The following is an 18,823-nucleotide window of genomic DNA, read 5'->3' on the forward strand; positions in this document are numbered from 1 at the left end:
TGCCCTATTCCAGACGCCTGAGCAGTAGCATGGGTGAGACGCTCAATACAGGCTTCAGTTGCCAGCGACCAAACAGAGCCAATACCAGGGCGCTGAGCAGCGGAATCGGTAGAACGGCCTGCCAGTGCCAGCGAAACTCCCCTTCAAACATCCTGAATTGCAGAGCCCAGACAGCGCCCTCCGCAGCAACCACCCCAAGGATGCCGGCAAAGAATCCCAGCAGGGCAAACTCCAGCATGGTGCTTCTCACCAGCAGCGACTGGCGCCCTCCCAGGGTTCGTAGCAAGGCCCCTTCCCGTTGCCGGTCCTGCATGGTGGCACTGACCACGGCAGCCATCACCACCAGCGCCGCCGCCAGAATCAACGCCAGTATCGCCTCGATGGCCTGGGTTACCTGACGCACGATTGCCTGGATGCGTTCAATCACATGGTCTATTTCCAGCACGGACACTGTCGGGAACCGTCGCGAAAAGTCATTAAGCTCCCCCTTCATATCCGCCGGCAGGAAAAAGGCAGTAATCCATGTTGCAGGCATATCCTCAAGCCCGCCACCGGGTGGGAACGCCATGTAGAAGTTGGGTTTCATGCTGTCCCACTGGACAGTCCGGATGCTGGTAACCGTTTCGGTGACCTTATCGGAACCAATGGTGAAGCCGAGCTCATCACCTACACTGACCCCGAGTTTACCGGCCAGCTCCGCCTCGATCGACACGCCATCGGTCTGCCCCTCTTCGAACCACTCTCCTGCCACGACCTCGTTATCTTCTGGCAACTCTTCCATCCAGGTCAGGTTCAGCTCGCGATTCAGGGCCCCGACCCGCTCCTCCTTGGTCACAGCCTCCTTGACGGGCTGCCCGTTCAGTTCTGTAAGCCGGCCACGGACCATGGGATACAATTGTTCAAGCGGATGCCCGCGCTCTGACCAGAACTCGTCCACCTCATCCACTGCCTGCGGTGAGATATTGATCAGGAAGTGGTTGGGTGCATCTTCCGGCAACTGCGCCTGCCAGTCATCGAGCAAAGACGTTCTGACCAGAATCAGTGTCGCCGCCAGCATCAGTGTCATTGCAAACACGGCAATCTGCGACAGACTGGCGCGACGATGGCGGTACAGCCCGACCAGTGCAAGCCTCCAGGCATTGCCACCACCGCTGATCTTGCGCAGGGTGCTCACCAGTAACCATCCCAGCAACCCCAGCGTCCCCAGCAAAAATGCGAGGCCGCCCAGCAAAGACAGAACCAGTGAAATCTCGCGGGCATACATCCATACCAGTCCAAATATTGCCACTGCCGCAATAATCAGATCGGGAACAGCTTCACGGCCGGACTCACCAGGCTGGCTGCGCAACACCCGCATGGCCGGCACGTTGCGCAATCTTCGAATCGGTGGATAGGCAAAGGCAAACAGGGATACCAGGGCCGTCAGAAGTGCCGGCGCCAAGGCATTGGGATCCAGCTGATAATCAATCTGCTGCTCCAGCACGTCCCCCAGCACACTGGACATAAGCCAATACAGGGGCAGAGCCACCAGAAGCCCGCCGATGGCACCGACAATGCCCCAGAGGGCCAGCCGGCGAATGTACAACCGGCCAATCCCTTTACTGCTCACCCCCAGAGTTTTCAGCAAGGCTACAGTATCTCTCTGGGACAGCGCATACTGTCGGCTGGCTACCGCCACGGCAACGGCCGCCAGCATTACCGCCAGACTGCCCCCCAGCAGGAGAAAACGCTCGGCCCGCTCCAGTGACCGGGAGAAAGTTTCACCATCGCGTACGCCTTCCCATTCATGACTGGGCTCCAGCTGCGGCTGCAGCCAGCTGTAATAGTCGTTGAGGGCAGACTCTTCGCCGGCAAACAGGTAAACGTACTCTACCCGGCTGCCTTCCTTGATCACCCCGGTGGGTTCCACATCGTCCACGTGCATCATTACCCGGGGTGCCAGTGATGACATGTTGAAGCCACCATCCGGCTCGCGAACCAGCAGACCGGAGATAGTCAGCTCGTGATTACCGACTTCCAGGCTGTCCCCGATCCCAAGTTCCAGTAATCGCAACAGGCGCGGATTTATCCACACTTCTCCCGGCGGGGGCCCGTGGGAGACTGTCTGCCTGGCGGCATCCGCACCTACCTGATACTCCACCTGGCCGCGCAGCGGGTATTCGTTATTGACCGCTTTGACCGACACCAGCTGGAAATTGTCAGCGCCGTAAACCATGGTGGAAAACTCAACCATGCGGGCAGTTTCAAGGCCGCGCTGTTCGGCTTCCTGCATCCAGGCTTGCGGAACTGGCCGCCCGTTTTCCGCTTCCAGTTGGCGGTCGGCGGCAAGGAAGGAACTGGCCGAGGAAACCAGTGTGCGCTGTAACTGGCTCGCAAACAGGGCAATGGTCGCCACGGTAGCAACAGCAATGACCAGCGCTGACAGAACAACGCGTACGTCTCTCTCGCGCCAGTCGCGTTTGACTGACATCAGCTTCTTCGACGCCGCCATCAGTTCACCGCTTCCGACTGTTCTGACGTTGAGGGTTCGGTAAGGATGCCGGCTTCAATATTGAAATGGCGGCTACAGCGAGCGGCAAGCTGCTCGTCGTGAGTGACCATAACCAGCGTGGTGCCCTGCTCCCGGTTCAGCGTCATTAACAGATCTGACACGTCTGCGCCGGTACGGTTATCCAGGTTGCCAGTGGGCTCATCCGCAAACAGGATGGAGGGCTCCGAGGCAAAGGCCCGGGCAATGGCAACACGCTGTTGCTCCCCGCCTGAAAGCTGCCGGGGCGTATGGTAGAGTCGCTCACCAAGCCCGACCCGCTCCAGCAATTCCCGCGCCTTGGCCTGAGGGCTGTCAAACCCGCCGAGCTCCAGTGGCAACATGACGTTCTCCAGCGCCGTCAGTGCCGGCAACAGCTGAAACGACTGGAACACGAAACCGACCCGACGGGAGCGGAGCTTTGCGCGATCGTCCTCGCTGAGCTGGCTGATCACCGAACCATCAAGTTCAACCGAACCCTCCGAAGGGGTATCCAGCCCGGCCAACAGTCCCAGCAGGGTAGTCTTGCCAGAACCTGAGCGCCCGACAATCGCCACCGACTCACCGCGGTTGATTTCCAGACTGACCCCCTGCAAGATCGTTAACGTATCAGTCTCCAGGCTAACCTTGTGGGTCAGGTTGCTGACTTTCAGCATGGGACGCTGACTTTCCGGTTTGTGCTCACTCGGGTCGCTCACAGGTTCTCCACAACGATTTTATTGAAAACGGTTTTATTGGAAACAAGTCTCTATGCATACGGTATTTTTACGCCTGAGATCAATAGTTTTCCTGGCTTTAATTTGTGTCGGTACGCAAGCACAGGCCGGCCAGAACACACTGATGATTTTTGGTGACAGTCTCAGTGCGGCCTATGGCGTGCAGACCGAAGAAGCCTGGGTCGCCCTGTTGAAAGAGCGCCTCGATGAAGAAGGCCTCGATCACTGGCAGGTAGTCAATGCCAGCATCAGCGGTGAAACCACCGACGGCGGTCTGCGGCGCCTGCCCAGGCTGCTGGATGAAAACGAGCCGGACATTGTCATTATCGAACTGGGGGGCAATGACGGCCTGCGGGGTTTCCCCCCCGATGTCATCCGCAGCAATCTGTCCGGCATGATTGAGCAGGTCAATGAAGCCGGCGCCCGGGCCTTGCTCGTGGGCATGCAGATTCCTCCCAATTACGGCGAACGTTATACCCGTGCGTTCGCAGAAATCTACCCGGAACTGGCCGAGCAACAGGACACGGAACTGGTACCTTTCTTTCTGGATGGCATCTATGACCAGGAAGACATGATGCAGGATGACGACGTCCACCCTACTGCCGAGGCCCAGCACCAGTTACTGGATAATGTCTGGCCGGTGCTGGAGCCCATGCTGCGCCAGTGACCGCCCTGATTCATGCCAATAGCGACCGGGCATGCGCCACGGCACGACGCTCCGACCAGTAATAGCCATCCCGGGCGTGTTCGACAAAGCCCACATGCCCACCCCAGCGAGGCGACTCCAGCCGCACATGTGTCCCCAGTTCCTCGCGGGATTCGGGAAAGCATCGCCGCGACAGAAACGGATCATCGGCCGCATTGACGATCAGCGACGGCACACGGATATCTTTCAGCTTCCACAGTGCCGAACAACTCGCCCAATAATCCTGTGCATCCCGGAAGCCGTGCAACGGAGCAGTATAGCGGTCATCAAATTCATGGAAACTGCGAATATTCCCAAAGCCTTCGGTATTAATGAGATCGGGAAACCGCTTTGATTTCTCCTCCATCTTCACCTGCAGGTCCCGCAGGAAACGCTGCATGTAGATACGCCGACTGGGCAGGGCCAGGGTATCGGCGCTGCCGGCCAGATCACAGGGTACGGAGTAGGTAATAGCGCCGCAGATGCGACTGTCCACTTGCTCGGACTGCTGCCCAAGATACAGCAGGGTGAGATTGCCGCCCATACTGAAGCCCGAGAGAAACACCGCTTTATACCCCTGTCCAAGCCCATGCTGCACCACCCGGTCCAGGTCGCCGGTCGCACCACTGTGGTAGAAGCGGGGCTGATTGTTCATCACTCCGCCACAGGAGCGGAAATTCCAGGCCAGCACATCCCAGCCGTCGCTCAGTAACGCGCGCGCCAGTCCCTGCATATAAGGGCGCTGGCTATTCCCCTCAAGGCCATGAGACAACACCGCCAGCCGGTCACTGCCCTGACGGTACCAGTCCAGGTGCAGTTGGTCGTTGTCATCGGTGGGCAACACTTCCCGCTCCGGACCCTCAAGATTTACCTTGCGGAACAGCGTCGGCCAGATCGACTGGACATGGCCGTTGCGCAACCAGAGCGGCGGTTTGTAGTCAGGAACTTGGTAGTACAAAATTTAGCCTTTCGATTCATGGGGTTGACGCCACCGGGGAAAGCCCCTAACATGCTCGCCATTCCGACTTTGTTCCCCGATAGCTCAGTTGGTAGAGCAACGGACTGTTAATCCGTTTGTCGCTGGTTCGAGCCCAGCTCGGGGAGCCACTTACAGCACTTCCCCCCGCTGCATGAATTCCCGCAGGACGCGGAAAAGCGTTACGCCGTCCCTCGTGCCAGCCATTTCCCTGATCGAATGCATGCCAAATTGCGGTACGCCGATATCCAGTGTTGTCACACCCAGATTACCGGCTGTCAGCGGCCCAATCGTGCTACCACATCCCATATCACTGCGCACCACAAAGGTCTGATAAGGCAGGTCCAGTTCATCACTGATGTGACGATACAGTGCAGCTGATCGGCTATTGGTGGCATAGCGCTGATTGTGATTCACCTTGATCACCGGCCCCTGATTCAGTAACGGGCCATGGTTCTCATCGTGCCGGTCGAGGAAGTTGGGATGGATGCCGTGGGCATTGTCCGCCGATATCATCATGGAGCGCGCGATTGCTCGTGCTCTGCCCTTACCGCACCACCGGTCCAGAACCGCTGACAGGAATGGCCCCTGGGCGCCCTCTGCGGACATGCTTCCCACTTCCTCATGATCATTGCAGACAAGCAGTGCCGGTTCGTCTCCTGAAGACGCGATCAGCGCCTGCAGGCCGATGAAGCAACTCAACAGGTTGTCCAGCCGGGCAGAGGCAATAAAATCCTCGCGCAGCCCCACCAACGATGCTGGCTGGGCATCGTAGAAGCCCAGCTCATAACCCAGAATCTTGCCCACACGGAGATCGGGCTGCTGCTGGACAAGCTGTTGGGTCAGCAGATCGGCAAAGCGCGTGGTGTCTTCTTCCGGCACCTGCATCAGCACAGGCGGCAGATCTGTTTGCGGGTTCACCGTGCGATTGCTGTTGGCCTCCCGGTCCAGATGAATGGCCAGGCTGGGAATGTAGGCGACAGGTTTACGGAAGTCCACCAGGGCGTCTTTCACACGGCCGGATTCATCCGCATAAGTGACCCTCCCAGCCAGGGACAGGTCGCGGTCAAACCAGGGGTTCAGCAACACGCCGCCGTACACTTCCACACCCAGCTGGAAAAAGCCCTTGCGGCGCAGTTCCGGGTTCGGTTTCACCTTCAGGCACGGGCTGTCGGTGTGCGCACCCACCATACGGATGCCAGCTTCCGCCACGTCGCGGCGGCCAGTGCGGAACGCTATAATGGAGGAGCCATTACGGATCACGTAATACCCCTGGCCGGCGTCCAGGTCCCAGTCCTCTTTTTCGTCCAGGGCGAGGAAACCTGCTTCATCCAGCCGCTGTTTCATGGCGGCAACTGCGTGCCAGGGTGTGGGTGAAACGTTGAGAAATTCGAGCAGATCGTTGTTAAATTCAGCGTGTTCCATGATGTTCCTGATAAACTGATAATTGCGGCGCCAGTATGGCATGATGGCGCCCGACGTCATATCCGTACAATACAGCTGCCCGAGTGCAGCCCGGCTACCCGGAGAGTGTACCTTGCCCGCACCACGTTTTCTCGATATCGAATACTGCCAGACCGACGATGTTCTGTTTCCCGTCGCCATGGCCTGGTCGCTGGAAGACGGACAGATGAAAACCGTCGTCATTGCCCCGGCAGACGAATGGATACCGGAAGACGCCGACCTGGGCGACATTGACCTGCTTTATCTGGAAGAACAGGGCGTACCGCTGATCGAGCTGGCCCAGGAACTCCATCAGGACCTGCCGGACCAGACCGTTTACGTGGACGGCATGGATCCGGATGAAGTCCTTGTGGACCTTATTTTTACGGCGGTCAGTATGGATGCGCCTTTCGAAATCGCCGGTATTGAAGAACTCATTACCACCATGCCCCGCGAAGAGCTGGACGACCGCCGCCGCCAGTTGCTGTCAGATGAAGGCCTTGAACCCCGGCTACCGGAAAACGGGGTTTATGCGCTGCTGCTGATTGCCCGGGAAGAAGGCCTGTTTGAATAACCTGAACAGGCGGGTCTGCGTTCTGACGTGACCTCAGAGGTTGTGGCGAATATGCCAGCACCGGTGAATCCGCGCGTTACGCTCAAAATCCCGGTCAAGTGTGTCGCGAGTCACTTCCTCAACGGCAAACTCCGCCTCCAGGCTCTCGTCCAGCCTGAAGCGCCGGAAATTGGTCGAGAAGATCAATAATCCCTCAGACGTCAGACGCTGCATCGCCTGCTGTATCAGCCGTCCATGATCCTTCTGGATATCCAGCACCCCGGCCATACGGGCTGAGTTCGAGAACGTCGGCGGATCCATGAAGATCAGATCAAACCGCTGGTCAGTGGACGGCCTGGCAGCCAACCATGCCAGGCAATCTGCCTGCTCTACCCGATGATACGATGCGTCGGCGCCATTGAGCGCCAGATTCTCCTCAGCCCAGTTCACGTACGTTTTCGACATGTCCAGACTCAGTGAACGGGTCGCGCCGCCCACAGCCGCATGAACCGTAGCGGCGCCGGTATAGCAGAACAGGTTGAGGAACCGCTTGCCTGCCGCATGCTGCTGAATCCAGTGCCGCACAGGGCGGTGGTCCAGGAACAAACCGGTATCCAGGTAATCCCTGAGGTTCACCTTCAGCACGCAACCATGCTCGTGAACATTGAAAAACTCTCCGCTGGCCGCCTGCTTCTCATATTGGCTGGTGCCAGTCTGTCGCTGGCGTTGCTTACAGACCATATCTTCCCGATCGACACCGATCGCCTCGGGAATGACCGCCAGGGCTTCTGCCAGACGCTCGCGGGCGGAACGCTCATCCACCGTCTTGGGCGCCGCATACTCCTGCACGTGAACCCGGCCGTCATAGATATCAATAGCCAGCGCAAACTCCGGCATATCGGCGTCGTACAGTCGGTAGCAATCAATACCCTGCTTGCGGGCCCACTGGCCCACGGTCTTCAGGTTCTTCTTCAGGCGGTTGCGCAGCATCGCCGCGCGCTCTTCATTGGCAATGCGCGGCGACACCTCGCCGGGCACATCCGGCTCCCTCGGGGTCATTGAGCTGACATCATCCACATTGAACAGCAGCAACTGTGCCGGCAACTTGCCGTTAAACAGGCGATACTGTTTGTAGCTGCGCAGGCCGATGGATTTCCCGTATTCCGGTGCACCGGTGAACACGCCAAGCCGCCAGCCAGGTAACGCCGTTTTAACAGCCTCACCAAGACTGCGATACAGCTTGCCCAGTTTCTTGCGTTCGCTCAGCCGCTCGCCGTAGGGAGGATTCACCAGTACCAGGCCAGTCCCGGCCCAGTCTTCATCCCGGGCGAAGTCATCAATGGCCCGCTGCTCAACCTTTACAATGCTCTCAAGTCCCGCGCGCTGCAGGTTATTTCTGGCGGTCTGGATCACACCCCGGTCCTGATCAAAACCCACGAACAACGGCATACGTCCCGCGATACCCTGCTTGCCTTCATAAGCACGCTTCTCCGCCTCCTGGCGGAGCGCCAGCCAGAGGTCTGGCTGATGCCCCAGCCAGCGTTCAAACCCGAATCGCTCACGCTTGCGGCCCGGAGCCAGATCCAGAGCCATCATCGCGGCCTCGATCACCAGCGTGCCAGAGCCGCACATGGGATCGATAAAGTCGCCTCCGGCTTTGGCGATCTCCGGCCAGCCGCATCGGACCAGCAAGGCAGCTGCCAGGTTTTCTTTCAGAGGCGCCGCGCCCTTCTCGGTGCGATAACCCCGCTTGTGCAGGCTATCGCCGCTGAGCTCAATGCCTACCGACAATTTGCCGCGATTCAGACGGGCAGAAACGGTCACGTCGGGACTCTTTGCATCCACGGAAGGCCGTTGGCCGCTGGCGCTGCGCAAGCGGTCCACGATGCCGTCCTTTACACGCTGGGCACCATATTGAGTATTGCGAATGGCCTCGTTCTGGCCTACAAAATTGACCCGGAAACTGCCGTCGACGGGAATATGGTCCTGCCACGCCAGATCTGTTACCCCGCCAAGCATCTGGTCGTCGGAGGTGGCATCCACATCTGCCAGGTGAAGAATGACCCGGTTTGCCAGCCTCGACCACAGACAGGCGCGATAGCCGCTCTCAAGGCTGCCATTGGCCCACACACCTGCCGGCGCATTACGGACCGGATCCATGCCAAAGGTACGCAGTTCGTCCTCCAGCAGATATTCCAGGCCCTTCGGGCAGGTTACGAAATAGTTAAGATCTGACACGTTCGACTCCTGAGTCGTTTCTGTGAGCTAGGTCAGGTCGCAGGAATAGCGCATTCCCACAGCTTCCCGGATTTTTATGTCACAAAACTATAAAAAAAGCTTCATATAGATTAAATAAATAGTGTACAAGAGCGCTGGTTTAGTCCTACCTTGTAAGTGACGCGTCGTTCCGGGGAGCCTGATAAAGGTTCTCTGTTAACAGGATCCTGACTGCTCTGGCCATACCTGACAATAGTGGGTTACCTCGGAAGGGTTGCCCTGGTCACGGCCACTGCAGATGTGTACACGCTTGTTCTGTTAATCCATTAGTGAGGAACGGCATGAAAAGACAGAAAAGAGATATGTACGCTCGTGCATTCAAACGGGGCTACTTGGCCGGCGTGTCCGGTAAAGCAAAAGACAGCTGCCCGCTGGAACAACCGGAAGTGCGCCAGGAATGGCTCAACGGGTGGCGAGAGGGCCGCACAGATCAATGGGAGGGCATGACCGGCGTATCCGGCATCCACAAACTGGCAAACGTAACAACAGCATGACGCCATTTGCCAAAGCTCCGAATCTTTAATCTGATCTTTCAACAATACACAATTTGACGCAGTACTCAGAGCAACCCAAACGGGTCCTCCCGACCCGGACCATGCGATGAAGCGCCACGGGGTTCGTTCCCCGCACGGGCCCGCTAAGCGGGCCCATTTTATTTCTGACACCGCCGTGTTCCAAAGCCCTCACCCCAGTTGACGAATCGCCTCAACGGACTCCCGTATCAGCGCCGGCCCGCGATAGATAAATCCTGTGTAAATCTGGACCAGCTTTGCCCCGGCCCGAATCTTTTCAGCCGCACTGTCACCGTCGGTTATGCCACCTACCCCGATAATGGGCAACGTATCGCCCAGCTCCGCATAAAGCGCCTGAATCACCCGTGTGGATGGCTCCCGCACGGGTCGACCGCTTAGACCGCCTGCTTCGCCGGCATGCCGATGACCTGCAACAGCGTCACGGCTGATGGTCGTGTTCGTTGCAATCACTCCGTCAAGTCCCGACTCTTTTAATGCTGTCGCAACAAACCGGATACCGGCCTCGTCCATATCCGGGGCAATTTTGACCGCCAGTGGCACATAGCGACCGTGCTCTTTTTCACCGCGGGCCTGCTCATCCTTGATGGCCTGCATCAGGCCTTTTAGCGAGTCACCGAACTGAAGATCGCGCAACCCCGGCGTGTTTGGCGACGACACATTCACGGTGATGTAATCGGCGCGGGAGTAGACAGCTGCAATGCCCTTGCGATAATCCGATTCGGATTCCTCGTTGGGTGTTACCTTGTTCTTGCCAACATTGATGCCCAGCACACCGGGATAACGTCGCCGGTCAACACGGTCCAGCAAATGTTCAAGGCCGTGGTTATTGAAGCCCATCCGGTTGATAATGGCTTGATGCCCGGATAACCGGAACATGCGCGGCCTGGGGTTGCCTGGTTGTGCAAGTGGCGTCACCGTACCCACTTCGATAAACCCGAAACCCAGCGCACCCAGGGCATCCAGATGATCAGCATTCTTGTCGAGGCCAGCGGCAAGGCCAACCGGATTGGGAAAATCAAGGCCCATTACCCGCACGGGTAACGGGTCCGGCTCGGTGACAAAAGCCTTCAGCAATCCGAGTTTTCCAGCCATATCGAGACCGGTCAGAGCCAGATCATGGGCAGTCTCCGGGGGCAGCCGGAACAGCAATTTGCGCATAATGCCGTACATAAAGAATCTCCCAGGTCGAGAATGACGCGGAGTATACCGCAACTTTTCCACAGCATCGCTTACACCACCCACATGACAGTTAAATGTCTGTAGCGTTAAGGTGTTGTGACCTTTTCCACGGAATCTGTGGATAACCCTGTTGAAAATCGCGGGGCAACGCCGTTGAACCCTTGTAATCCGCGCCAGTCTACAGATTGATCAATTTTTGATCAGTTTATTTATGCTTACATATCAATTACTTAAACTGATTTTTATCTTGGAAGAAAGCACAGAAGACAGGAGATGTAGGCTTGAAGCTATTCCTCGTCCATGTGCATAAATCATCCAGGTTGCGGCCCGGATGGCATTTTCCTGAGCTCGCCCGAAAAACCGTTATACTGGCTTTCCCAGCCTCCGGAGCAAAATAATGAAAGACCACCAGAAACCGTCCGTACAGCCTCGGCAAAACCTGCCTGAAGAGCGCAGGGCGGCTTCCAGAGTCACAGTAATCGGCATGCTGCTGGATGCCTTCCTGGGCGTTATCAAGGTGATTGGTGGTACGCTGTTCCATTCTCAGGCCCTGTTGGTGGATGGCATTCACTCATTCACTGATGTCGCATCGGACGTGGTAGTTCTGGGGGTCATGCGTGTATCCCGCCAGGGTCCTGATGCCGACCATCCCTATGGCCATCAGCGTATTGAAACCATGGGCACCATGGTGCTGGGCAGCTTCCTGATTGCGGTCGGCGCCGTCCTGGCGTGGGACAACACCCTCAGACTTCTGGGAGAAGGCGCCGTTGACCTGCCGGAGTGGCCGGTTCTTGTTGCCGCCGCCATATCTGTTGGCAGTAAGGAATGGATTTACCGCTACACCCGCCATGTAGGCATCCGGATTCGCTCCGACCTGATCATTGCCAATGCCTGGCACAGCCGTACCGACGCATTTTCTTCAGTGATCGTGCTGTTCTCCACTGTCGGCGCCATGCTCGGCTACGTCTGGCTGGACATCCTGGCGGCTGTCGTCATTTCCGTCATCATTATTCACATTGGCTGGAGATTTACCTGGGACAGTGTCAAGGAACTGGTGGATACGGGGCTGTCTCCGGAGGACACCGATCTGCTGAAGCAGGTGGCCATGGACATCGACGGTGTGCGTAACGTTCACGAGCTCCGTAGCCGCCGCATGGGTCACGACATAATGCTGGATATACACCTGGTGGTGCGGCCTGAGATCAGCGTTTCCGAGGGGCATCAGCTCGGCATGCAGGTAGTTTCTGCAATGCGTGAGCAACTGGACAATATCATCGATATCAATTTCCATATTGATGCCGAGAACGATGAAGACCAGCCCCAGACCTCGGAACAACTTCCCAGCCGCGAGGAAATCCGTGAGAAGTTAAACGGGCATATTGACAGACTGCCGCCAAACAGCAGGCTCAGGCTCCATTACCTGCGCAACAGGGTTCACATGGAACTGTTCATGGAGATTCCCGAATCCGAACCGCTTCCGGATGCCCAGAAAATCAGCCGCGAGCTGGCACATTATCCCTGGTTTGGCAGCCTGCGAATCTGGCACGCCCACACGGATAACGAGCCAGCGGTCTAACGGCGGCGATTATCCTCCATGCGGGACAGGAATTCCTGCATGATCAGTGTGTACAGCTCGCCCCCCAGGAAACGGTCTTCCACCCCGGCGTCGATGCTGGGGTTGTCATTCACCTCGATGACTGCCACCCGGTTGCCGGACTGTTTTATGTCCACGCCGTAAAGCCCGTTACCGATCAGCCGGGTTGCGTTCAGTGCAGCCTGGATGACGTTCCTTGGTACCTCGTAGGTGGGCATGGTTTCGAAACCGCCGCTGTCCACCTCTGTACCGCCATGCTGATAGATCTGCCAGTGGCCCTGCACCATAAAGTATTTGCAGGCATAGATAGCCCTGCCGCCGAGAACGCCGATGCGCCAGTCGTAATCGGTATACAGATATTCCTGGGCCAACACCAGGGCAGACTGCCTGAAAAGCTCCTTCAGCCCGGACCGCAGGGACTTTTCATCCTCTGGTTTGGTGACGCCTCTGGAGAAAGCGCCGTCCGGAATCTTGATAACCGCAGGAAAGCCCAGTTCACCCATGACCTGCTCTGCGCTGTCTTTCTGGTCCTTCGACAGGATCAGCGTTTTCGGCGTCGGAATCCTGTTGTTTTTCAACAGATCCGCCAGATAGACCTTGTTGGTGCAGCGAAGAATAGACACCGGATCATCAATTACCACCATACCCTCGGCTTCGGCCTTTCGGGCGAAGCGGTAGGTATGGTGATCGATGGCCGTGGTCTCGCGAATAAACAGACCATCGTATTCCGGCAGCCGCATGTAGTCCCGGCGGCTGATCTGTTCGACGTTGATACCCAGTTTGCGGCCGGCCTTCTCGAATTTATTCAGTGCCTCCCTGTCACTGGGCGGCATTTCCTCTTCGGGGTTGACCAGCATCGCCAGATCAAACCGGTACCGGCGGCGTGTACGGGGTTTGCGCCAGACCATACTGCTGAAGCGATCAAGCGCTGCCGCGAAGTCGTCCTGCTCCTTGCCTCTGAGGTCAGCCGGACAACCCGGCTTCATGGATGCAATCTGCCAGGTTTTTCCGCGGCGGAAAATCACTTCCAGGATCGGGCATGGAAAGCGGTCGAACAGCGCACGTGCGACCGGTTTGAGGTCCGCATGTTCAGCCTGGCCAAAATAGGTGCGGATGCGCACTTCATGGGTCGCGTGCTTTTCGTCAGCCACCGGATCAATTTCAGACCCTGACGCCTCGAGCCAGTTAATAACACTGGCATCCAGCTCATCCAGCTGCAGGGAGAACAGCCCCTTGCGGCTGAGATCGTTCAGGGTCATCACCGACGGCACCACATGGTGGCCACGGGCTTCCGCCAGTAGCGAGCAGTAATAGCCGCGGCTGAGATAGCGGGCACTCTGGCACAGGTTAATCACCCGCACCCGGCTGGACCCAGGCGTCGTGAACTGCAAATACTGGTCGAAGGTGAGCACGTCTTCACTGGGATAATACGGCGCCCAGTCCCTGGCCCGATCGACGACAATCAACAAACGTGACATCAGAGGCATTCCTCCATGAGGGCAGTGCCGGATAGCGGAAGGTACACAGGGCAACCACGTATCAGCCGGGGCCTGTACAATGGCGCAACAATACGCCGGAAAGTGTTGGCCTACAATTGGCGGGAAATGCGTGCTTTTACGCATAATTGCGCGCTACCGGCAATGTCGGCTCTCACTCATAATAGCCGCCGAAGCCGGAGCCGACCCGGCCCTTACTTTTGCGTTATCCAGAGCCCTGACACTATGACCTCACTGCAATTTCGTCACGCCACCGGCGATGACCTGGACGCTCTGGTAAAACTGGAAAACCGTTGCTTCAGCGATGACCGGATTTCCCGTCGTAGCTTTCGCCGTTTTCTGGACGTGCCCAGAGACCGGTTGATTGTCGCCGTGGACGGCGAGATGCTGGTGGGCTACTGCCTGGTGCTGATGAGTGCCGCCACCAGGCTGGCGCGAATCTATTCCATTGCGGTGTCGCCCGATGAACGTGGCCGCAACATCGGTGAGCAACTGGTTCGCGAAGCCGAAGCCGCTGCGGTGGAAGCCGGCCGGATCGTGATGAGACTGGAAGTACGGGAAGACAACACGCCCGCTATCCGCCTCTACCGTCGCCTGGGCTATCGTCAGTTCGGTACCTATCGCGACTACTACGAAGACCACGGCACCGCGCTGCGCTTCGAACGCCGCATCCTGTTCTACGCGCCTTCGCAGGAATTTCCGGCAGTGCCCTATTATCCCCAGACCACGGAGTTCTCCTGCGGTCCGGCAGCGCTGATCATGGCTATGGCGGCACTCGACGAACAGCAGCCGATGACTACCCTGGAAGAGCTGAAGCTGTGGCGGGAAGCCACCACCATCTTCATGCTCGCCGGCCACGGCGGCTGCGGCCCCCACGGCCTGGCATTGGCTGCCTGGCATCGGGGGTTTCATGCCAGTGCCTATATCAGCAAGGAAGGGGCACTGTTCAAGGATACGGTCCGCAACGACGACAAAAAGCGGGTGCTGGAACTGGTGCATGAAGGGTTCATCCACGACATCGGCCAGACCGGCATCGAGCTTCACCATGATCCACTCACCCTGGACGGCATGCAGGCCGCCCTCCACGACGGCCGGATTCCGGTGATCCTGATCAGCACCTGGCAGCTGAACCGCAGCCGCGTTCCCCACTGGGTAACCGTATGTGCCATTGATGACCAGTTTGTGTACCTGCATGATCCCGAGATCGACACGGACATCGGCGAAACCGTCTCCGACAAACAGTACCTGCCGGTAGACCGTCGCGTGTTCGACCGCATGTCCCGCTATGGCAAGAACCAGCCTTTGCAGGCTGCTGTTATTATTGGGCCGAAGCGTGGGGGCTGAGCACTGGTTGTCGGATTACGCTGCGCTAATCCGACAAATCACTAGCCAGTCCGCAAAGCCGCCTCTTTCAGCTCGGAAATATCATCCCGCAAGCGCGCAGCCGTCTCGAAATCCAGATCGGCAGCGGCCTTGTACATGTCGTCTTCCAGGCGGGTGATCTCCTTGAGGATCTCCTCCGGAGAGCGGTTACCAGTCTTCGCCCGGTATCTTTCCGCCTCCTCGGCAGCCTTCTCACCGGGACGTTCAGCCTTGTGCCGACCGCGCCCACTGCCGCCACCGGCACCTTCCATGATGTCCGCAATCTTCTTGTTCAGGCCCTGGGGTGTAATGCCATGGGCCTCATTGTGGGCTGCCTGCTTCGCGCGGCGGCGTTCGGTTTCATCGATGGCCCGCTGCATGGAACCGGTGATCCGGTCGCCATAGAGAATCGCCTTGCCGTGAAGGTTACGGGCGGCGCGGCCTATGGTCTGGATCAGGGAGCGCTCGGAACGCAGGAAACCTTCCTTGTCGGCATCGAGGATAGTAACCAGTGACACTTCCGGCATATCCAGGCCTTCGCGCAGCAGGTTGATACCCACCAGCACGTCGAACTCGCCCCGGCGCAGGTCGCGGATGATTTCCACGCGCTCCACGGTGTCGATGTCCGAGTGCAAATAACGCACGCGGATGTCGTGTTCCATCAGGAAGTCGGTGAGATCCTCGGCCATGCGCTTGGTGAGCGTGGTCACCAGCACCCGTTCGTTGACATTGGAGCGCAGGCGGATTTCCGAGAGCAGGTCGTCCACCTGGGTAGACGCGGGGCGGACCTCGATTTCCGGATCCAGCAGACCGGTCGGGCGGACCACCTGTTCAACCACCTGCCCCGAATGCTCGGCTTCATAGTTGCCGGGCGTGGCGGATACGAACAGCATCTGCGGCGCAATCCGCTCCCACTCATCAAACCGCATGGGCCGGTTATCCAGTGCCGAGGGCAGCCGGAAGCCGTACTCCACCAGGGTTTCCTTGCGGGAGCGGTCGCCCTTGTACATGGCACCGATCTGGGGAATGGTGGCATGGGATTCATCCACCACCAGCAGTGCGTTGGGTGGCAGGTAATCAAACAGCGTTGGCGGCGCCTCACCCGGCCGGCGACCTGAGAGGTAGCGCGAGTAATTTTCGATGCCATTGCAGTAACCCAGCTCCAGCATCATCTCGATGTCGTAGCGGGTACGTTCTTCCAGCCGCTGGGCTTCCACCAGACGATTGTTGTCACGCAGTTGTTGCAGACGCACGTCCAGCTCCACCTTGATATGTTCCACCGCATCCAGCACCGTCTGTCTCGGCGTAACATAGTGGGACTTGGGATAGATGGTTACCCGTGGTACCCGACGCAGAACCTCGCCGGTCAGGGGGTCAAAGTAACTGAGGTTCTCCACTTCGTCATCGAACAGTTCGATACGGATGGCTTCTTTTTCAGATTCCGCCGGGAACACGTCGATCACATCACCACGCACCCGGTAGTTGGCACGGTGGAATTCGATGTCATTGCGCGTGTATTGCAGTTCAGCCAGCCGCCGCAGGATGTAGCGCTGGTCGATCTGGTCACCACGGTCCAGGTGCAGCATCATCTTGAGGTAGGACTGGGGATCACCCAGGCCATAAATAGACGATACCGTTGCCACGATAATGGCGTCCGGCCGTTCCAGCAGAGCTTTCGTGGCGGACAGGCGCATCTGCTCTATGTGTTCGTTGATGGACGCGTCTTTTTCGATGAACGTGTCGGACGACGGCACATAGGCTTCCGGCTGGTAATAATCGTAATAGGAAACGAAGTACTCAACAGCATTGTCCGGAAAGAATTCCCGGAACTCCCCGTACAACTGGGCTGCCAGGGTCTTGTTATGAGCCATGATAATGGTTGGCCGCTGCACCTGCTGGATCACGTTGGCAATAGTGAATGTCTTGCCCGAGCCGGTCACACCAAGAAGTGTCTGGTGCGCCAGACCTGAGTGGATACCATCCACAAGTCCTGCAATGGCTTTGGGCTGATCACCCGCTGGCTGAAATGGGGAATCCACCTTGAAAGCACCGTCTTTCATCAGCGCGCCGGTTACTGAAGTGGCCATGGTCGGGAGACATCCTCCGTTCAATCAGATTTGGGTTACAAAGCGGGCTGCTCAGTAAATGTCAGAACCTGCAAACTGCAGAGAAACTTATCGTTACGCAGGCTTCATGGTACCATCTGTACCATTCAACGCGGCCTGAACATGGTGTAATCCACTACCTCTCAGGCGCCGTAGCCCTATCAGATGCAGCTTTAAGGAGCGCAAGTTTGGACCTTCAACTTTCCAGCCGAGTACAGGCAATCAAGCCCTCTCCCACCCTCGCAGTTACCAACAAGGCAGCAGAATTACGCGCTGCCGGCCAGGATATCATTGGCCTTGGTGCCGGCGAGCCGGACTTCGACACGCCGGATCACATCAAGCAGGCGGCTATTGAAGCCATCAATAATGGCCAGACCAAATACACCTCCGTTGATGGTACGCCCGCCCTCAAGAAGGCGATCATAGCGAAGTTCAAACGGGACAACGGGCTGGATTACGAAGCCAACCAGATCCTGGTATCAAGTGGTGGCAAACAGAGCTTTTTCAACCTTGCCCTGGCTACCCTGAACAAAGGCGACGAAGCCATTATCCCGGCTCCCTACTGGGTCTCCTACCCCGATATGGTTCTGGTGGCTGAAGGTAAACCGGTAATCATCGAAACTACCGCCGAAACCCGTTTCAAGATCACTCCGGAACAACTGGAAAACGCCATCACCGAGCGCACACGCCTGTTTGTGATCAACAGTCCGTCCAACCCCAGCGGCATGGCCTACAGCCTGGACGAACTGAAGGCGATCGGCGAAGTGCTGAAAAAGTATCCGCAGATCATGATCGCCACCGACGACATGTACGAGCCTATCCTGTGGACTGGTCAGCCGTTCTGCAACATCCTGAACGCCACACCGGAGCTGTATGACCGCACTTTCGTATTGAACGGCGTTTCCAAAGCCTACTCCATGACTGGCTGGCGCATCGGCTATGCCGCGGGCCCGGCAGAAATCATCGGTGCCATGAAGAAGATACAGTCCCAGAGCACCTCCAATCCGGCATCCATTTCCCAGGCGGCCGCAGCGGCAGCCCTGGACGGCCCCCAGGATTGCGTGCAGGAGATGGTTACCGCCTTCAAGGAACGCCACGACTACCTGGTGGAGGCCCTGAATGCTCTGCCCGGCGTCGAGTGCCTGCGGGGCGACGGCACTTTCTACGTGTTCCCGAGCTTCCAGGGTGCCATCGATACAGACGCTGATGTCAGCAACGATGTGGAGTTTGCCGAAAAGCTGTTGAAGGAGGCCGGCGTTGCCCTGGTTCCAGGTTCCGCCTTCGGCGCACCGGGACATATGCGCCTGAGTTTTGCCACCGGTCTGGATACCCTGAAGCAGGCCATTGAGCGCCTCAAGAAGGCCCTCGGCTAAAATT

General features: G+C 57.8%; 14 protein-coding genes and 1 tRNA gene. 7 read left to right on the plus strand and 8 right to left on the minus strand.

Going from position 1 to position 18,823, the window contains the following annotated elements; genetic code table 11:
- Positions 1-4 precede the first annotated feature (4 nt).
- Positions 5-2,491 carry an ABC transporter permease gene (locus DIT72_RS13190; RefSeq protein WP_135955710.1) on the minus strand — a complete coding sequence of 829 codons (2,487 nt, stop codon included), beginning with the start codon at positions 2,489-2,491 and terminating at the stop codon, positions 5-7.
- Positions 2,491-3,183: an ABC transporter ATP-binding protein gene (locus DIT72_RS13195; protein WP_135955779.1), complete on the minus strand. Its 693-nt coding sequence runs from the start codon at positions 3,181-3,183 to the stop codon at positions 2,491-2,493. Before DIT72_RS13195 ends, DIT72_RS13190 begins: the two co-directional genes overlap by 1 nt.
- 94 nt (positions 3,184-3,277) lie before the next feature.
- Between DIT72_RS13195 and DIT72_RS13200 the strand changes: the two genes are divergently transcribed.
- Complete coding sequence (locus tag DIT72_RS13200; protein ID WP_135955711.1) at positions 3,278-3,910, plus strand: arylesterase; 633 nt, start codon at positions 3,278-3,280, stop codon at positions 3,908-3,910.
- Between the two features lie 10 nt (positions 3,911-3,920).
- Here the strand turns inward: DIT72_RS13200 and DIT72_RS13205 are convergent, their stop codons facing one another.
- Positions 3,921-4,886, minus strand: coding sequence for a YheT family hydrolase (locus DIT72_RS13205; protein ID WP_228260813.1), 966 nt, complete (start codon positions 4,884-4,886; stop codon positions 3,921-3,923).
- A 73-nt stretch (positions 4,887-4,959) separates the two neighbouring features.
- Between DIT72_RS13205 and DIT72_RS13210 the strand changes: the two genes are divergently transcribed.
- Positions 4,960-5,035: transfer RNA gene (locus DIT72_RS13210), tRNA-Asn, on the plus strand.
- A 1-nt stretch (position 5,036) separates the two neighbouring features.
- Here the strand turns inward: DIT72_RS13210 and DIT72_RS13215 are convergent.
- Positions 5,037-6,329 carry a M18 family aminopeptidase gene (locus tag DIT72_RS13215; RefSeq protein WP_135955712.1) on the minus strand — a complete coding sequence of 431 codons (1,293 nt, stop codon included), beginning with the start codon at positions 6,327-6,329 and terminating at the stop codon, positions 5,037-5,039.
- A 112-nt stretch (positions 6,330-6,441) separates the two neighbouring features.
- On the opposite strand from DIT72_RS13215, the gene DIT72_RS13220 reads away from it, so the two are divergent.
- Positions 6,442-6,921: a hypothetical protein gene (locus DIT72_RS13220; protein ID WP_135955713.1), complete on the plus strand. Its 480-nt coding sequence runs from the start codon at positions 6,442-6,444 to the stop codon at positions 6,919-6,921.
- 33 nt (positions 6,922-6,954) lie between these two features.
- On the opposite strand, the gene rlmKL is transcribed toward DIT72_RS13220, so the two are convergent.
- A complete protein-coding gene (rlmKL, locus tag DIT72_RS13225) occupies positions 6,955-9,138 on the minus strand; it encodes a bifunctional 23S rRNA (guanine(2069)-N(7))-methyltransferase RlmK/23S rRNA (guanine(2445)-N(2))-methyltransferase RlmL (protein WP_135955714.1) in 2,184 nt (727 codons plus the stop codon).
- A 320-nt stretch (positions 9,139-9,458) separates the two neighbouring features.
- On the opposite strand from rlmKL, the gene rmf reads away from it, so the two are divergent.
- Positions 9,459-9,671 carry a ribosome modulation factor gene (gene rmf, locus DIT72_RS13230; protein WP_114612471.1) on the plus strand — a complete coding sequence of 71 codons (213 nt, stop codon included), beginning with the start codon at positions 9,459-9,461 and terminating at the stop codon, positions 9,669-9,671.
- 189 nt (positions 9,672-9,860) lie between these two features.
- Here rmf and DIT72_RS13235 read toward each other — a convergent pair whose 3' ends face one another.
- A complete protein-coding gene (locus tag DIT72_RS13235; protein WP_135955715.1) occupies positions 9,861-10,880 on the minus strand; it encodes a quinone-dependent dihydroorotate dehydrogenase in 1,020 nt (339 codons plus the stop codon).
- Between the two features lie 406 nt (positions 10,881-11,286).
- Here DIT72_RS13235 and DIT72_RS13240 point away from each other — a divergent pair, with 406 nt between their 5' ends.
- Positions 11,287-12,465, plus strand: coding sequence for a cation diffusion facilitator family transporter (locus DIT72_RS13240; protein ID WP_135955716.1), 1,179 nt, complete (start codon positions 11,287-11,289; stop codon positions 12,463-12,465).
- Here the strand turns inward: DIT72_RS13240 and DIT72_RS13245 are convergent.
- On the minus strand, positions 12,462-13,961 hold the full coding sequence (locus DIT72_RS13245) for a RimK family protein (protein WP_135955717.1): 1,500 nt from the start codon (positions 13,959-13,961) through the stop codon (positions 12,462-12,464). The genes DIT72_RS13240 and DIT72_RS13245 overlap by 4 nt on opposite strands.
- Positions 13,962-14,204: 243 nt before the next feature.
- On the opposite strand from DIT72_RS13245, the gene DIT72_RS13250 reads away from it, so the two are divergent.
- Positions 14,205-15,323, plus strand: a complete 1,119-nt coding sequence (locus tag DIT72_RS13250) for a GNAT family N-acetyltransferase/peptidase C39 family protein (RefSeq protein ID WP_135955718.1) — start codon at positions 14,205-14,207, stop codon at positions 15,321-15,323.
- A gap of 41 nt (positions 15,324-15,364) precedes the next feature.
- Here the strand turns inward: DIT72_RS13250 and uvrB are convergent, their stop codons facing one another.
- Positions 15,365-17,401, minus strand: a complete 2,037-nt coding sequence (gene uvrB / locus DIT72_RS13255) for an excinuclease ABC subunit UvrB (protein WP_228260819.1) — start codon at positions 17,399-17,401, stop codon at positions 15,365-15,367.
- A gap of 233 nt (positions 17,402-17,634) precedes the next feature.
- Here uvrB and DIT72_RS13260 point away from each other — a divergent pair, with 233 nt between their 5' ends.
- On the plus strand, positions 17,635-18,819 hold the full coding sequence (locus DIT72_RS13260; RefSeq protein WP_135955720.1) for a pyridoxal phosphate-dependent aminotransferase: 1,185 nt from the start codon (positions 17,635-17,637) through the stop codon (positions 18,817-18,819).
- The last annotated feature ends 4 nt before the right edge of the window (positions 18,820-18,823 follow it).

It is taken from the genome of Marinobacter orientalis (assembly GCF_004792665.1).
GTDB lineage: Bacteria > Pseudomonadota > Gammaproteobacteria > Pseudomonadales > Oleiphilaceae > Marinobacter > Marinobacter orientalis.

What these genes read in the sequence shown, in the direction of transcription:
- DIT72_RS13190 (WP_135955710.1), bottom strand. Translation starts at nt 2,491, where the DNA reads ATGGCGGCGTCGAAGAAGCTGATGTCAGTCAAACGCGACTGGCGCGAG.
- DIT72_RS13195 (WP_135955779.1), bottom strand. Translation starts at nt 3,183, where the DNA reads ATGCTGAAAGTCAGCAACCTGACCCACAAGGTTAGCCTGGAGACTGAT.
- DIT72_RS13200 (WP_135955711.1), top strand. Translation starts at nt 3,278, where the DNA reads ATGCATACGGTATTTTTACGCCTGAGATCAATAGTTTTCCTGGCTTTA.
- DIT72_RS13215 (WP_135955712.1), bottom strand. Translation starts at nt 6,329, where the DNA reads ATGGAACACGCTGAATTTAACAACGATCTGCTCGAATTTCTCAACGTT.
- rmf (WP_114612471.1), top strand. Translation starts at nt 9,459, where the DNA reads ATGAAAAGACAGAAAAGAGATATGTACGCTCGTGCATTCAAACGGGGC.
- DIT72_RS13235 (WP_135955715.1), bottom strand. Translation starts at nt 10,880, where the DNA reads ATGTACGGCATTATGCGCAAATTGCTGTTCCGGCTGCCCCCGGAGACT.
- DIT72_RS13240 (WP_135955716.1), top strand. Translation starts at nt 11,287, where the DNA reads ATGAAAGACCACCAGAAACCGTCCGTACAGCCTCGGCAAAACCTGCCT.
- DIT72_RS13245 (WP_135955717.1), bottom strand. Translation starts at nt 13,961, where the DNA reads ATGTCACGTTTGTTGATTGTCGTCGATCGGGCCAGGGACTGGGCGCCG.
- DIT72_RS13250 (WP_135955718.1), top strand. Translation starts at nt 14,205, where the DNA reads ATGACCTCACTGCAATTTCGTCACGCCACCGGCGATGACCTGGACGCT.
- uvrB (WP_228260819.1), bottom strand. Translation starts at nt 17,401, where the DNA reads ATGAAAGACGGTGCTTTCAAGGTGGATTCCCCATTTCAGCCAGCGGGT.